Origin of the sequence: Pseudomonas citri (assembly GCF_025336485.1) — a bacterium.
GTDB lineage: Bacteria > Pseudomonadota > Gammaproteobacteria > Pseudomonadales > Pseudomonadaceae > Aquipseudomonas > Aquipseudomonas citri.
This window is the reverse complement of the sequence record NZ_JAODAB010000029.1, coordinates 55,459-69,835: the sequence shown is the minus strand read 5'-3', so window position 1 is coordinate 69,835 and position 14,377 is coordinate 55,459. Positions and strand designations below refer to the sequence as shown.

The window sequence follows — 14,377 nt, the reverse complement described above, 5'->3', positions numbered from 1 at the left end:
CGCCGGATAGATTTAAGCAAGCCAACCACACCACCCGTTAATCAGTATTGCAAAAATGGGGGTGACCATAGATTTTTCTGGATGGACATGGATGCGAAGAGCCGGTTCAGAACAGAAAAATTTCTATCCGTCTTATATAGCGTTGGGAGCCAATCAGGAAGGTGATGCATGCTGACAGGCTTGTCAGTTTCATCTTGGGCGCGTGTCGGACTTATGGTGCCGGTCGAATCTGTCCGGTACGCCCCGGTGTCCGGCAGGTATACTGTCGTCTTTTTTCCTGGCTCGCCTGCGAGCACTTCCGGAGCCCACATGACTTCCCCGACACCTTCGCCCATGGACGAATCTTCCAACGGCGAACAGGCTGATTTGCCGGACAACGTTGCTGGCAGCGCCGAGAACGTCAAGGCGGCGATCCCGGCGTTCAAGTTCCCCTTCAAGCCCGGCGAGCTGGCCGCGGCCAAGGACGCCGCTCAACAGCCGTATTACAGGAATGGTCGCAAGGACGGCCATGCCAAGACCCCGGGGGCGGCGCCACCCGGTACGCGGCGTTCGATGGGCAAGCGCTGAAACCAGGCCAGCCCTGGCTCGCGGCGGCCCAATTCAATGGGCGATCCGCGCGCCCGCCAGGCTTCCACTCAGTTCATAGGCGATCAGTTCAGCCTGGTGCGCCGTAAGGATTTCCGGCAACGAGCCGCGCAGGTACTCGACCCAGGTCTTGATCTTCGCGTCCAGGTATTGGCGCGAAGGGTAGATCGCATAGAGGTTCAGTTCCTGGGAGCGGTAGTTGGGCATGACCCGCACCAGCGTGCCGTTGCGCAGGCCTTCGATGGCCGCATACACCGGCAATATCCCCACTCCCATGCCGCTGATGATGGCGGTTTTCATGGCATCGGCGGAATTCACCAGAAACGGTGAACTGTTGATGGTGACCATTTCCGGGCCTTCCGGGCCATCGAACCCCCATTTTTCCAGCGGAATCACCGGGCTGACCAGCCGCAGGCAGGCGTGGTTGAGCAGGTCGCTGGGCTTTTGCGGGCAGCCGTTGGCTTTCACATAGGCCGGCGATGCGCAGACGATGCTGTAGGTGATGCCCAGGCGTTGGGAGACGAAACCGGAGTCCGGCAGTTCGCTGGCCAGCACGATGGAAACGTCGTAACCCTCGTTGAGAAGGTCCGGTACCCGGTTGGCCAGGGTCAGGTCGAAGGTCACGTCCGGATGGGTCTTGCGGTAGCGGGCGATGGCGTCGATCACGAAATGCTGGCCGATACCGGTCATGGTATGGACCTTCAGTTGCCCGGCGGGGCGTGCATGGGCGTCGCTGGCCTCGGCTTCGGCCTCCTCGACGTACGCCAGGATCTGCTCGCAACGCAGCAGATAGCGTTTGCCGGCTTCCGTCAGGGCAATGCGGCGGGTAGTGCGGTTGAGCAGGCGGGTTTGCAGATGGGCTTCCAGGTTGGAAACCGCGCGCGAGACGTTGGCCGTGGTGGTGTCCAGTTGCGCGGCGGCAGCGGTGAAGCTGCCGGCTTCGGCCACACAGCTGAACGCGCGCATGTTTTGCAAGGTGTCCATGGAGGGCTCTCTTGGGAGGTGGCAAATTGTGACATGAAGTTACAGAGATGCGGGACCCGACTTATGGATTATCGCGTTAACGGTAACAAAGATTCGCACAAAGGTCGGCTTATCGCCGGGGAGGGCGATGCCTAGAATTGCCTCGGCTCCCACAGCTCCCCGATTTTCTCTCCTAGGAATTTTGCGCAAGTGCCGCGTTGCATCAGCAGAGAGCTGAAGACTCTCAGTGTTTGGGTTCTGACATTCACCATCAGCGGTTGTATCGGGACAGGGGGAATTGCGCCGCAAGGCGAGGTACTGCCAGCCAATCGACTGGCCACCGATGCCGCGATCCGCGAGGCAGCTCGCGATGCCCATTGGCCCGCGCGCCAGTGGTGGAAAGCTTATGGCGATGCGCAACTGGATCGCTGGGTCGAGCTGGTCGTGCAAGACAGCCCCAGCCTGGCCATGGCGGCTGCGCGAGTACGGCAGGCCAAGGCCATGGCCGGTGTCGCCGAGGCCGCCGAGTCGCTGCAGATCAACGGGCAATCGACCCTCAAGCGTCACAACTGGCCCACCGACCCGTTCTATGGGCCTGGCGACTTGGCCAATACCACCACCTGGGACAACAATGCCGGGATCGGCCTGAGCTACGCCCTGGATCTGTGGGGCCGTGAGCGCAACGCCAGCGAACGGGCCGTCGACCTGGCCCACGTCAGCGTGGCCGAAGCGCGCCAGGCGCAACTGGAGTTGCAGAACAACGTCGTGCGCGCCTACATCCGGTTTTCGCTGCACTACGCCCAACGCGACATCGTGGTCGCCACCCTTGAGCAACAAGAGCAGATCCTCGACCTGGCAAAAAAGCGCCTGGACGGCGGCATCGGCACCCATTTCGAAGTCAGCCAGGCCCAGGCGCCGCTGCCCGAGACCCATCGGCAACTCGACGCCCTGGACGAAGCCATTGCCCTGAGCCGCAATCAATTGGCGGCACTGGCGGGCAAGGGGCCAGGGGAGGGCGCCGGCTTGCAGCGACCGACGCTGGCCCTTGGGGCGCCCTTGAAATTGCCTTCGGCCTTGCCTGCCGAATTGCTGGGCCAGCGTCCTGACGTGGTGGCCGGGCGCTGGCAGGTGGCGGCCCAGGCTCGGGGCATCGATGTGGCCCGTGCCGGTTTCTATCCCAACGTCGACCTGGTGGCCAACCTGGGTTTCATGGCCACTGGCGGCGGTGCGCTGGAGTTCCTGACCGGGAAGAAATTCAACTACAGCGTCGGACCGGCCCTGTCGCTGCCGATTTTCGACGGCGGTCGCCTGCGCGCGCAGTTGGGGGAGGCGGCCGCCGGTTATGACGTCGCCGTGGCGCATTACAACCAGACGCTGGTGAATGCCCTCAAGAGCATTTCCGATCAGTTGATCCGCCGTGAATCCATGGCCAAGCAGCAGGCTTTCGCCGCCGAGTCGGTGGCTGCCGCGCAACGCACCTACGACATCGCAATGGTGGCGTTCCAGCGTGGGCTCACCGACTACCTCAACGTGCTCAACGCCCAGACCCTGTTGTTCAAGCAACAAGAGGTGCAACAACAGGTGGAGGCCGCGCGCCTGAGTGCGCATGCCGATCTGGTGACGGCATTGGGCGGTGGGCTGGAGGCCGGCAGTGATGTCCCTGGCATGAGTCATGCCCGGTGAGGAAGGAGCCCTTGGTGACGTCTTTGTTTGCCCCCGCACGCGGGCTCTCCCGTCTTGAATGGCGCCGTGGTTTCTTCGACTGGGCCCGCAGCGACGGGGTGACCTGGGTCTATATCTGCAAGGTGCTGTTGGCTGCGTTCCTGACGCTGTGGCTGGCGATGCGCCTGGAACTGCCACAACCGCGCACGGCCATGATCACGGTGTTCATCGTCATGCAGCCGCAGAGCGGCCAGGTGTTCGCCAAGAGTTTCTATCGTTTGCTCGGGACCCTGGCCGGTTCGTCGGTGATGGTGGCGCTGATCGCCTTGTTCGCCCAGAACACCGAGCTGTTCCTGGGCAGCCTGGCGATCTGGGTCGGCATCTGTTCGGCGGGGGCGGCGCGCTGCCGCAACTTTCGTGCCTATGGTTTCGTGCTGGCCGGCTACACCGCGGCGATGATCGGCCTGCCGGCCCTGGCCCATCCGCAGGGGGCGTTCATGGCGGCCGTGTGGCGGGTGCTGGAGATTTCCCTGGGGATTTTCTGCGCCACCCTGGTCAGCGCCGCGATCCTGCCGCAAACCGCCAGCGCCGCCATGCGCAACGCCTTGTACCAGCGCTTTGGGGTGTTTGCCTTGTTCGTCACCGATGGCTTGCGTGGGCGGAGCCAGCGGGAAGCGTTCGAAGCCGCTAACGTGCGCTTCATCGCCGAGGCCGTCGGCCTGGAAAGCCTGCGCAGCGTCACCGTGTTCGAAGACCCGCACATGCGTCGACGCAATGGCCGGCTCAGTCGCCTGAACAGCGAGTTCATGGGCATCACCACCCGTTTCAACGCCTTGCATCAACTGTTGCAGCGCTTGCGCAGCAGCGCGGCGGACCAGGCGGTGAACGCCATCAAGCCCGGTTTGCAGAACCTGGCTGAGCTGCTCGACGGCTTCAGCGCCCGCGCCCTGACCGACGCCGATGCGGCACGCCTGGCGATCGCGTTGGCCGACTACAAAGCCGACCTGCCGGCCCAGGTGCGACGGCTGCGGGCGCTGTTCCAGGAAACGCACCCCAGTGATGCGCATCAGTTGGATTTCCACACCGCCTACGAGCTGCTGTATCGCTTCGTCGACGACCTGCACGGCTATGCCTTGACCCACGCCTCCCTGGCCGAGCATCGCCATGAACGCGAACGCTGGGATGAACCCTTCGTGCCCCGCACCAACTGGCTGGCGGCTGCGGCATCGGGAATTCGCGCCGCCTTCATCCTGCTGGTGCTGGGCAGCTACTGGGTCGCCACGGCCTGGCCGAGCGGTGCGACCATGACGATGATCGCCGCCGCCACCGTGGGCTTGTCGGCCGCCACGCCGAACCCTAAGCGCATGGCCTTCCAGATGGCATGCGGCACGTTGTTCGGCGCGCTGATCGGATTCGTCGAGATGTTCTTCATCTTTCCGCTGATCGATGGCTTCCCCTTGCTCTGTGTGATGCTCGCCCCGGTAATCATGCTCGGTTCCTTCCTCAGCGCGCGACCGCAATACGCCGGTGTCGGGCTGGGACTTCTGATCTTTTTCTCCACGGGTTCGGTGCCGGACAACCTGACGGTCTACAACCCCTACGCCTTCATCAATGACTACATCGCCATGGTCCTCGGCATGCTGGTGTGCGCCGCTGCCGGGGCAATCATCCTGCCACCCAACAGCCGCTGGCTATGGCGCCGGCTCGAGCAGGACCTGCGCGAGCAAGTGGTGTTCGCCATCAGCGGCCGGCTCAAGGGCCTGGCCTCGGGTTTCGAAAGCCGCACCCGCGACCTGCTGCATCAGGCCTATGGGCTGGCGGCGGGGCAACCCCAGGTGCAACGGGGCTTGCTGCGCTGGATGTTCGTGGTGCTGGAGGTCGGTCACGCGATCATCGAGTTGCGCAAGGAACAGGCGATCCTGCCGGTGCACCCGGCCTATGCCCAAAGCCAGCCCTGGCGCCAGTCGATCCGGGTGATGGGGCGGGCGCTGGTGCGGTTGTTCCGCCAGCCGGGGCCGAACAACCTGGCGCGCGCGTTGGTGGCGGTCGACCACGCCCTTGGCCGGGTACAAGCCACCGATGAGCCGTTTGCCCCGCATTTCGACACGTCGGCCCTGCGTCGGGTGAAAAGCTATCTGCACTTCATCCGCACGTCGTTGCTCGACCCGCAGTCGCCCTTGGCGGCCTATGCGAAACCGCTGCTCCAGGAACCTGAACATGCCCCGTGAGATCGCCTTCCATGGCGTGTACATGCCCACCATGACCTTGCTGTTCTTCATTGCCGCGGCCCTGGCCTGGGCCTTGGATCGCTTCTTGTCGGGGTTGGACCTGTACCGCTTCTTCTGGCACCCGGCGTTGCTGCGCCTGAGTCTGTTTACCTGTCTGTTCGGCGCGCTGGCGCTGACGGTCTACCGTTGAGATCGATGCGATGAAAAAGTTTTTCAGCCTGTTGGCGACCTTGTTGGTGCTGGCCTTGGCGTTGTGGATCGGTCGTTTATTGTGGGTGCATTACATGAACGACCCCTGGACCCGCGATGGCCGCGTGCGGGCCGACGTCGTCAACGTCGCGGCCGACGTCAGTGGCGAGGTGGTCGAAGTCCCGGTGCGTGATAACCAGTTGGTGCGCAAGGGCGACCTCTTGATGCGCATCGACCCCGAGCATTATCGCCTTGCGGTGAAGCAGGCGCGGGCCCTGGTGGCGTCCCGCAAGGCCACCTGGGAAATGCGCCAGGTCAACGCCCACAGGCGTGCCGACCTGGACAGCCTGGTGATCTCCCGGGAAAACCGCGACGACGCCAGCAACCTCGCCGACTCGGCCCTGGCCGACTATCAGCACGCCCAGGCGCAGCTGGAAGCGGCGGAGTTGAACCTTTCCCGCACTGACGTGCGTGCGGCGGTGGATGGCTATGTGACTAATCTCAATGTGCACCGGGGCGACTACGCGCGCATCGGCGAGGCCAAGATGGCCGTGGTCGACATGAATTCGTTCTGGGTCTATGGCTTCTTCGAAGAGACCAAGCTGCCCAAGGTGCGCGTCGGCGACTCGGCGCAGTTGCAGCTCATGAGCGGCGAGGTGCTCGTGGGGCATGTGGAGAGTATTTCCCGAGGCATCTACGACCGCGACAACCCCGAAAGCCGCGAGCTGATCGCTGACGTGAACCCGACCTTCAACTGGGTCCGCCTGGCCCAGCGGGTGCCGGTGCGCATTCATTTGGATCAGGTACCGGACGGCGTGCTGCTCGCCGCGGGGATGACTTGCACGGTGGTGGTCGAGCCTGCCTGTGGGAGCCGAGCTTGCTCGCGATAGCGGTGGGCCGGCAAGCATCGATGTTGACTGTGCGGACGCGGTCGCGAGCAAGCTTTGCTCCCACAGTTCCTACCGACTTGTGCAGCGACTACAACTCCCCACCCAACCCAAACCGCTTCATCAACCCCTTCTCCAGCACCCCCTTGGGCAGCCATCCGGCCATCAACGGCAGTGCCCGGCTGCCATTGCCCAGGCGCAGCAGGCGCGGTGGCTTGGGCTGTTGCACGGCTTTGAGCAGGCCGGCGGCGAATTCGCTGGCGGGGGTCGGGTTGTCCTGGGAGGCCTTGGCGCGGGCGCGGATGCCGTTGCGCAGGGGCCACCAGGGTGATTGTTCGCTGATCAGTCGTTCGGCTTCGTGGCCGGCGTTCTTGGCGAAGCTGGAGGCGATGGCGCCGGGCTGGACTTCCATCACGCGGATGCCGAACGGTGCCAGTTCCATGCGCAGTGCATCGCTCAAGGCATGCACCGCCGCCTTCGAGGCGCAATAGGCGCCGGCAAACGGCGTGACCAATACCCCGGAAACGCTGCCGATGTTCACCACCAGCCCCCTGGCCCGGCGCAGCACCGGGAACAGTGCGCGGGTGACGCCGACGATGGCGAACACATTGGTTTCGAATTGCCGTTGCAGGGCCGCTACGCCCCCGTCCAGCAGCGGCCCCATGGCGCCGTAGCCAGCGTTGTTGACTAGCACATCCAGGCCCCCATGTTGCTGGTTGATCCGTTCGGCCAGCAGCTCCAACGCCTGACCGTCGTTCACGTCCAATTGCACGGCGGTGAACCCGGCGGCCGAGAGCTGGGCCACGTCCTCAGCCTTGCGCGCGCTGGCCCAGACCTGATAGCCGGCGGCCTTGAAGGCCTCGGCGAGGGCGCGGCCGATGCCGCTGGAACATCCGGTGATCAACGCGACGGGCATGGCGCAGGTCCTTGTGCAAGAAATGAAAGGGGCAATCAGTTGGAGAAACTACCTCGCAATCGCTCGGCGCGAAACTCCAATGTCTGCGGGCGATAGCCGGGACGCAGGGGCGGCAGGGGCAGGCAGTCTTGCCAATCCTTGCCGGCCTGCAATTCACCCGGGCCGTGGTAGCGCGGTGCGCTGTAGGGCGTGTCGGCCAGGTTGGTGGTGTCGCCGGGCGCATAGGCCGCGATCCGCCAGCGCAGTTCCGTCAGCGGTGCATCGTTGCCGTTGTTCATGTGCAACAGCAAGGGCCGGTCGGCGGGGCAGTGTTCGGGGGCGTAGGTGATGCGCAGCTCCAGGCGCGCCAGTTGCCGGGTCTCGCGGTTTTCCTGCCAGACCACCCACGCCGCCACCAGCCCCAGGCCGATGAACGCCGCCAGCGACACCGGCAAGGCCTTGGCCGGGTAGCGCAACAGCAGGATGAGCCAGGTGATGACCAGCAAGACACCGATGAGCATGGCGAAAACCTCCGTGATCCCAGTGGCTAATCGTACAGGCCACTAGTGACATCCTACCGAAGGGATCGACACGATGATATTGGCCCCGCACAAAGCCAAAAAGCCCCCGCCCAACCCGCTGCGGATAGGGGACGCAGTGGGCTGGACGGGGGCTTCTCGTTTTGCTGAGCGTTATTGCGCGATGGTTTTCACCGAGACGCCGCGCTCGATCGGGGTGGAGCGACCATAGATGTCTTCGAAACGCTCGATGTCGTCTTCGCCCAGGTAGCTGCCGGACTGCACTTCGATGATTTCCAGCGGGATCTTGCCCGGGTTGCGCAGGCGGTGAACCGACGCGATCGGGATGTAGGTCGACTGGTTTTCGGTGAGCAGGAACACGTTTTCATCGCAGGTCACTTCGGCGGTGCCGCTGACCACGATCCAGTGTTCGGCGCGGTGGTGGTGCATCTGCAGCGACAGGCACGCGCCCGGCTTGACCGAGATGTGCTTGACCTGGAAGCGACCGCCCATGTCCACCGAGTCGTACGAGCCCCACGGACGATAGACTTCGCAGTGGTTCTGGGTTTCGGTACGACCCTGGGCATTGAGGGTGTTGACCAGTTGTTTCACGCCTTGGACCTTGTCCTTGTGGGCGATCATCATGGCGTCCTTGGTTTCGACCACCACGATGTTTTCCAGGCCGATCACCGACACCAGCTTGCCGTTGCCATGGACCATGCAGTTGCGGCTGTCCTGGATCACCACGTCGCCCTTGGTGACGTTGCCGTTGGGGTCTTTTGCATTGACTTCCCACAGCGACGCCCAGCAACCGACATCGCTCCAGCCGGCCGCCAGCGGAACCACGCAGGCGCGCTGGGTTTTTTCCATCACGGCGTAGTCGATGGAGTTGTCCGGGCAGCAGGCGAAGGTGGCTTCGTCGAGGGTCACGGTATCCGCGGTCTGCTCACTGCGCTCCAGGGTCAGCATGCAGTTGTCGTAGATGTCCGGATCGTGCTTTTTCAGCTCTTCGAGGAAACGGCTGGCGCGGAACAGGAACATGCCGCTGTTCCAGAAGTAACCGCCGGCCTCGAGGAACTCGGTGGCACGCTTGGCGTCGGGTTTTTCGACGAAGTGCGAAACCCGGCTCACGCCTTCAGGCAACAGCGCATCGTTGGTCGACTTGATGTAGCCGTAGCCGGTTTCCGGCTTGGTCGGCGGAATGCCGAACAGCACCATTTCGCCACGCTCGGCGGCCACGGTGGCCAGGGCCAGGGCGCGTTGCAGGGCTTTCTGGTCTTCGATGACGTGGTCGGCCGGCAGCACCAGCATCAACTCGTCGCGGCCTTCGTTGACCAGCATCATCGCGGTCAGCGCCACGGCGGGCGCGGTGTTGCGTCCGAACGGTTCCATCAGGATGCGTTGGGCTTCCAGCTTGCGGTTGCTCAACTGCTCGTTGACGATGAAACGGTGGTCTTTGTTGCAGACCACGATCGGGGTGTCCATGCCTTCGAACACCAGGCGTTCGATGGTCTGCTGGAACAGGGTGTGTTCGCCGGTCAGGGCCAGGAACTGTTTAGGGAATTGCTTGCGCGAAAGCGGCCAAAGACGTGAGCCGCTACCACCTGACAAGATCACCGGAATCATGTGTGTTACTCCTTTGAAGCGTAATGGTTATAGAGCTACTGCGTTCTGTCGTTTCACTCTTGTTTTTGTTCCGTGCCCGAATGACGCCTCGCTCCCACGGAGATACAGCGTCAATCGAGCGAATCCATCAGCGGGTTGAAACTGGACGCTTTACCCAGACCGGCGACAAGCTGCTTCCGGAGCCGGTGACGTACAGCACGGCCGCTTCGCCGCGCTCCAGGGCCACAGGCTTGAGGTCGCCGACTTTCTTGTCGCCTTCGAACAGCGCCAGGCTCACTTTCACCGGGTTGATTTCACGCTCGCCACGGCCCTTGGCCGCCACGTTCGGTACCACTTCGGTCTTGCCGTCGGCGGTCTTGAGGGTCAGTGCCTTGTCGGTGAGATTCTGCACGCGGACCAGGGACTTCTGCTTGTTCTTGAACGGCGGCTCTTCGATCAACTGCGGCTGGCCGCTGGCGTTGTTGACCAGGGTGTAATAGTGATCGGCGGCGAGTTTCACCGGCACGGTCTGGCTGCCGACCTTGGCGCTGTAGTCACCACCGGGCATGAAGCTGAAATCGCTGCTGGCCAAGGGTGCCACATCGCTGATGTTGGTGCTGCCGACGGTGGTGCTGACTTCAGCGTTGCTGGCGTTGTAGACCCGCACGAAGCTCGAACCTTTTGGTGCGACAGGGCCGTACAGGGCCGAGTCACCGGCAAAGGCGGACAGCGAGAGGGCGCTCATGCTGGCGACCAGGGCCACAGCCTTGAAGGAACGGGCAGCGAGACGGCGAGGAGTAGTGTTGAAAGTCATGGTGGACCTCTCTTTCAGTTTTGCGCCCGGTCGGGCGTCTCGGATTGTGTGTTGGCGGCGACATTCTGTTGGCGGGCGCCGGCTTGTTTGAGCTCTGCGACCCACTGCGGGTCGGCGTCGCCGATTTCGTTGTTTACAGGCAGATAACGTTCAGGAAACTCCCAGATCAGCACCTGTGGCGGGCTGTTCTTGAAGGCATCGCTCTTGAGATAGCTGAGCATCGGCAGAACCGGGCCGTGGCCGTCTTCGGCGTAGTTCACGACGTCGCTGTGCAGGGCCTGCTTGAGTGCACCGACGAAGTTCCAGTTAGGGTTGGCGCTGTAGCTGGTGCCGATCAGGGCCACGGGCACCTGGGCGTCGGCGAACAGCGCGTCGTCGCCGGCTGGCTGATCGTCGGCTTCGCGGGTGTTGCGCTTGACCAGCGGCTCCTGGGCTGGCATCAGGTTTTCGAACAGCGGGTCCAGCGGCAGGAACTGACGCAGGTCGCCCTTGTGGGTGATTTTTTCCCCGGGTTCGGTGACGAAACGCTGCGGCTCGCCGTTGAGCGGCGTGCGTTTGGCGATGGCCTTGGCCAGCTTCTCGGCGGCAACCTGCGCGCCTTCCGGGGTCCAGTGGGTGTCGGTGCGCAAGAACACTTGCTGGCCGTTCTGCTTGGCCTGTTGCAGCGGGCCGAGCAGGTCAGGGGCGATGATCTTGTCCGCCGCCACACGGGCGTGGAAATCCTGGTAGAGGTTGGCGTGGATGCTGGCCGGCTTCACTTCGCCCAGGTGCTCGGGGTACAGGCGTGCCTTGGCCGGCACGATCGCCATCACCAGGGTAATGCCTTGTTCCTTGAGCTTCTGGCGCACGCCTTCGACCAGGGCGTAGTTGCCTTGCAGGTTCAGCTCTTCGTTGACGATCGGGTTGAACTCTTCGTCGCTGTACAGCCACTGGTCGCGGCCCAGGACCACGCCTTTGCGGCCCTCGTTGAACAGCTTGTAGTCCAGCGCGGCCCAGAGGTTGGTGCCCAGGCGCTTGATCGGGAACTCATCGTCGTAGTGCGTTTCCACGGCCTTGGCCCAGCGACCGTTGAGCACGGTCGCATCGGGGTTGGTGCTGAAGCCGAAGAAGCTGCGCATCGACCACAGGCCCAGTGCTGTCAGGATCAGCATGAACAGTGCGATGTAAAAGATGCGTAATGAGCGGGTCATGGTCAGATCCCTCAGAACTGGAAGTAAAGGAACGGCGAGAAGCTTTGCGCCGAGAGTTTGAGAATCGAGGCGATGAACAACAGCAGCACCAGAGCGCGCATCACGTAGCGGGACCAGTCCACCGTCCAGTAGGCCGGTTGCACCTGGGCTTCGACGCCCACGGTGTAGCCCGGCTCGTGGATGGTCGACGGGTTGTCGCCCGGTACGGCTTTGATCATCCCCGGCTGTGCGGTCGCCGGGCCATCGGCCTGGGTGTTCACTTCAGGCTTGGTCTTGAGCGGCGGACGGTTGGTGTAGAAGTCCCGCAGGCCGAAGAAGGCCAGGGTGATGTAGGCCACCACCAGCGTGGCGATCTGCAGGCCGGTGAGGTTGGCGCGGGTCAGTTCCGAGAGCGACCAGTCGCCGAAGCTGAACATGGCGCTGTACATGCGACCGGCCACGTGCAGGTTCTCGGCACGGAAAATCACCCAGCCCATCACCACCAGCAGGAACGTCAGGGCCCAGCGGATCGGGTTGATGCTGCGTGGGGTGGTGTTGATGCCTACGGCTTTTTCGATGGCCAGCCAGGTGCCGTGCCAGGCGCCCCAGATCACATAAGTGATGTTCGCGCCGTGCCACAGGCCGCCGAGCAGCATGGTCAGGAACAGGTTGCGATAGGTCATCAGGGTGCCTTGGCGGTTACCGCCCAGGGTGATGTACAGGTAATCGCGCAGCCAGGTGGACAGGCTGATGTGCCAGCGCCGCCAGAACTCGGTGATCGACTGGCTGATGTAGGGCTGCTTGAAGTTTTCCATGAAGCGGAAACCCATCATCAGGCCCAGGCCGATGGCCATGTCGCTGTAGCCGGAGAAGTCGAAGTACAGCTGCGCGGTATAGGCCAGGGCGCCGAGCCAGGCGTCGCCCGTGGTCGGGTTCTGCAAGGCGAAGCAGTGGTCGGCGACCACCGCCAGGGTGTCGGCGATGAACACTTTCTTGATGAAGCCCTGCATGAAGCGCGTGCAGCCTTCGGAGAACTTGTCCAGGGTGTGGGTGCGGTTGTTGAACTGGTCGGCCAGGTCACGGAAACGCAGCACGGGACCGGCGATCAGGTGCGGGAAGATCGCCACGAACGCTGCGAAGTCGATCAGGTTGCGGGTCGCCGGCGTGTCACCGCGATAGACGTCGATGATGTAGCTGATGGACTCGAAGATGTAGAACGAGATCCCGATCGGCAACAGCACGTGGGTCAGGATGAACGGTTCGAGACCGAAGCTGGTCATGATCGCGTTGAGGCTGTCCACGCCGAAGTTGGCGTACTTGAAGTAGCCCAGGATGCACAGGTCTACCGCCACGCCGAGCAACAGCCAGCGCTGGGCCGGTTTGGTGCGCACGCCAGCGGCGCCAACCTTCAGGCCGATCCAGTAGTTCCACAGCGTCACGCCGGCGAACAGTGCCAGGAAGTCCACCCGCCACCAGGCATAGAACACATAGCTGGCGACCAGCAGCAGCAGGTTGCGATAGCGTTGCCCGCTCAAGTAGTACAAGCCGAGGAAGATCGGCAAGAACAGGAACAGAAACACGTTGGATGAAAATACCATCCCGATCTCTCCTTGTTGAATCAACAGTCAAGGGCCAAGGCCCCCCCAAACCCCCCCATGAAAACCGGGGGGTTATTGCATTCCAAACAGACCACTTTCCTGCCAGGCAGGAGAGATGGCATCAACTTCCTTTTTCGCCTTTCTCCCGCGCAGGGTCATACACCCGGGTCAGGTCCCCGCCGAGGCGGAAGGTCTTGAACGGTTGCATCTCGTGCTTGCGTTCCAGCACATCCTCGGAGCAGGTGTAGAGGCTGCAGAACGGTTCGAGCCAGGCGAATTTCGAGTCGACCTTCAGGTCCTTCATGTCCTGCTTTTCGCCGTTCTTCTCTTCGAAGATGTCCGGGTCCTTCACGCCGGCCAGTACCCGGTCGGCCAGGCGTTTGAGGGCGCCGTTGTTTTCCTGGCGCAGGTCCACGCCGTTGACCTGGGCGAAGCTGGCGATCATCGCCAGCGGCGGCAGGGCATAGTTGTGGTAGGACAGGGCCCGTTGCTTGCGCTTGAGTTCGTTGGGCAAGAAACCGTCGGCGTCGACCTGGTTGACGCCGACCTTGTATTCCTTGACGGCCCAGTCGAACAGGTCGCGACGGTTGGTCGCCACGGACGCGGCCATCACCGACCACGCCGCCCAGTACGAGTGGTTGTTGGTCATGTCCAGCGGCAGGTTGTCCCAGTCGCTGACCACCTGGTCGGCCATCCGGCTGAACCAGTTTTCGATCAGTTGTGCCTGCTCCTGGTGCGTGGCCAGAGGGCGGGACTCGGAGAACTTCAGGCGCACATAGGCCGAAGCCATGCTGCCCAGGGCCCATTTGCGCATGGACTTGCCGGTGTGGTTGAAGTCCTTGGACATCAACGCATCGGCCTGGGCCCAAGCGGTCAGCCAGTTCAAGGTGCAGTCCAGTTGCTCGGGGCGACCGTCGCGCATGAACTGCATCACTTGCTTGCTGACGCCGCGCTCGATCTTGGTGATGTCGGCGGTGCTGTCACGGAAGGCCTTTTCCGATTGCACATTCAGCGTCGCACGGGCCTTGTCGGAGCCTTCGTACTTGCTGCGAAACTGCAAGGCGCCGGTGTAAGGCGTCGGAGTCGCGTCGCAACCCTGGGCCGGGGCGCCGACCTTGGTCTTCTCGATCGGCGCGAAGTAGCCTTGTGGCGGGCGCAGCGGCGCCGCGGCCTGCGTGGTCCCGGCAAACATCGCCAGGGCCAGCAGGGACGGTGCCAACAGGTTTTTCAACGTTCGGGTACGCGTGGTTCTGGTCATGAGACG

The 14,377-nt window shown here is 63.1% G+C and carries 13 protein-coding genes; 5 read left to right on the top strand and 8 right to left on the bottom strand.

The window, feature by feature from the left end; genetic code table 11:
* Positions 1-309 precede the first annotated feature (309 nt).
* Complete coding sequence (locus tag N4Q37_RS24035; RefSeq protein WP_260962314.1) at positions 310-567, top strand: hypothetical protein; 258 nt, start codon at positions 310-312, stop codon at positions 565-567.
* A 33-nt stretch (positions 568-600) separates the two neighbouring features.
* On the opposite strand, the gene N4Q37_RS24030 is transcribed toward N4Q37_RS24035, so the two are convergent.
* Positions 601-1,569: a LysR family transcriptional regulator gene (locus N4Q37_RS24030; RefSeq protein WP_260962312.1), complete on the bottom strand. Its 969-nt coding sequence runs from the start codon at positions 1,567-1,569 to the stop codon at positions 601-603.
* Positions 1,570-1,758: 189 nt separating this feature from the next.
* On the opposite strand from N4Q37_RS24030, the gene N4Q37_RS24025 reads away from it, so the two are divergent.
* Genes N4Q37_RS24025 through N4Q37_RS24010 form a run of 4 tightly spaced genes read left to right on the top strand, consistent with a single transcriptional unit; the run spans position 1,759 to position 6,517 of the window.
* Positions 1,759-3,231: an efflux transporter outer membrane subunit gene (locus N4Q37_RS24025; RefSeq protein ID WP_260962310.1), complete on the top strand. Its 1,473-nt coding sequence runs from the start codon at positions 1,759-1,761 to the stop codon at positions 3,229-3,231.
* Between the two features lie 14 nt (positions 3,232-3,245).
* Positions 3,246-5,438: an FUSC family protein gene (locus N4Q37_RS24020; protein ID WP_260962308.1), complete on the top strand. Its 2,193-nt coding sequence runs from the start codon at positions 3,246-3,248 to the stop codon at positions 5,436-5,438.
* Positions 5,428-5,628 (top strand): DUF1656 domain-containing protein, encoded by a 201-nt coding sequence (locus tag N4Q37_RS24015; protein WP_260962306.1) that lies wholly within the window; start codon positions 5,428-5,430, stop codon positions 5,626-5,628. Before N4Q37_RS24020 ends, N4Q37_RS24015 begins: the two co-directional genes overlap by 11 nt.
* Positions 5,629-5,638: 10 nt before the next feature.
* Positions 5,639-6,517, top strand: coding sequence for an efflux RND transporter periplasmic adaptor subunit (locus tag N4Q37_RS24010; RefSeq protein WP_260962305.1), 879 nt, complete (start codon positions 5,639-5,641; stop codon positions 6,515-6,517).
* Positions 6,518-6,605: 88 nt separating this feature from the next.
* Here N4Q37_RS24010 and N4Q37_RS24005 read toward each other — a convergent pair whose 3' ends face one another.
* The 7 genes from N4Q37_RS24005 to N4Q37_RS23975 form a co-directional block, all read right to left on the bottom strand.
* Positions 6,606-7,430 carry an SDR family oxidoreductase gene (locus N4Q37_RS24005; RefSeq protein WP_260962303.1) on the bottom strand — a complete coding sequence of 275 codons (825 nt, stop codon included), beginning with the start codon at positions 7,428-7,430 and terminating at the stop codon, positions 6,606-6,608.
* A 35-nt stretch (positions 7,431-7,465) separates the two neighbouring features.
* Positions 7,466-7,930: a multidrug transporter gene (locus N4Q37_RS24000; RefSeq protein ID WP_260962301.1), complete on the bottom strand. Its 465-nt coding sequence runs from the start codon at positions 7,928-7,930 to the stop codon at positions 7,466-7,468.
* 171 nt (positions 7,931-8,101) lie between these two features.
* On the bottom strand, positions 8,102-9,553 hold the full coding sequence (locus N4Q37_RS23995; RefSeq protein WP_260962300.1) for a mannose-1-phosphate guanylyltransferase/mannose-6-phosphate isomerase: 1,452 nt from the start codon (positions 9,551-9,553) through the stop codon (positions 8,102-8,104).
* Positions 9,554-9,680: 127 nt separating this feature from the next.
* Positions 9,681-10,346 carry an alginate O-acetyltransferase AlgF gene (locus N4Q37_RS23990; protein WP_260962298.1) on the bottom strand — a complete coding sequence of 222 codons (666 nt, stop codon included), beginning with the start codon at positions 10,344-10,346 and terminating at the stop codon, positions 9,681-9,683.
* A 14-nt stretch (positions 10,347-10,360) separates the two neighbouring features.
* Positions 10,361-11,536 (bottom strand): alginate O-acetyltransferase, encoded by a 1,176-nt coding sequence (locus N4Q37_RS23985; RefSeq protein ID WP_260962296.1) that lies wholly within the window; start codon positions 11,534-11,536, stop codon positions 10,361-10,363.
* A gap of 11 nt (positions 11,537-11,547) precedes the next feature.
* Positions 11,548-13,113, bottom strand: coding sequence for an MBOAT family O-acyltransferase (locus tag N4Q37_RS23980; RefSeq protein WP_260962294.1), 1,566 nt, complete (start codon positions 13,111-13,113; stop codon positions 11,548-11,550).
* 121 nt (positions 13,114-13,234) lie between these two features.
* The gene (locus N4Q37_RS23975) at positions 13,235-14,371 is read right to left on the bottom strand and encodes a mannuronate-specific alginate lyase (protein ID WP_260962292.1); all 1,137 of its coding nucleotides are present in this window, start codon (positions 14,369-14,371) and stop codon (positions 13,235-13,237) included.
* Positions 14,372-14,377: the final 6 nt, after the last annotated feature.

Excerpts from the sequence above, each read along its gene's own strand:
- N4Q37_RS24035 (WP_260962314.1), top strand. The coding sequence starts at position 310 with ATGACTTCCCCGACACCTTCGCCCATGGACGAATCTTCCAACGGCGAA.
- N4Q37_RS24030 (WP_260962312.1), bottom strand. The coding sequence starts at position 1,569 with ATGGACACCTTGCAAAACATGCGCGCGTTCAGCTGTGTGGCCGAAGCC.
- N4Q37_RS24015 (WP_260962306.1), top strand. The coding sequence starts at position 5,428 with ATGCCCCGTGAGATCGCCTTCCATGGCGTGTACATGCCCACCATGACC.
- N4Q37_RS24010 (WP_260962305.1), top strand. The coding sequence starts at position 5,639 with ATGAAAAAGTTTTTCAGCCTGTTGGCGACCTTGTTGGTGCTGGCCTTG.
- N4Q37_RS24005 (WP_260962303.1), bottom strand. The coding sequence starts at position 7,430 with ATGCCCGTCGCGTTGATCACCGGATGTTCCAGCGGCATCGGCCGCGCC.
- N4Q37_RS24000 (WP_260962301.1), bottom strand. The coding sequence starts at position 7,930 with ATGCTCATCGGTGTCTTGCTGGTCATCACCTGGCTCATCCTGCTGTTG.
- N4Q37_RS23995 (WP_260962300.1), bottom strand. The coding sequence starts at position 9,553 with ATGATTCCGGTGATCTTGTCAGGTGGTAGCGGCTCACGTCTTTGGCCG.
- N4Q37_RS23990 (WP_260962298.1), bottom strand. The coding sequence starts at position 10,346 with ATGACTTTCAACACTACTCCTCGCCGTCTCGCTGCCCGTTCCTTCAAG.
- N4Q37_RS23985 (WP_260962296.1), bottom strand. The coding sequence starts at position 11,536 with ATGACCCGCTCATTACGCATCTTTTACATCGCACTGTTCATGCTGATC.
- N4Q37_RS23980 (WP_260962294.1), bottom strand. The coding sequence starts at position 13,113 with ATGGTATTTTCATCCAACGTGTTTCTGTTCCTGTTCTTGCCGATCTTC.
- N4Q37_RS23975 (WP_260962292.1), bottom strand. The coding sequence starts at position 14,371 with ATGACCAGAACCACGCGTACCCGAACGTTGAAAAACCTGTTGGCACCG.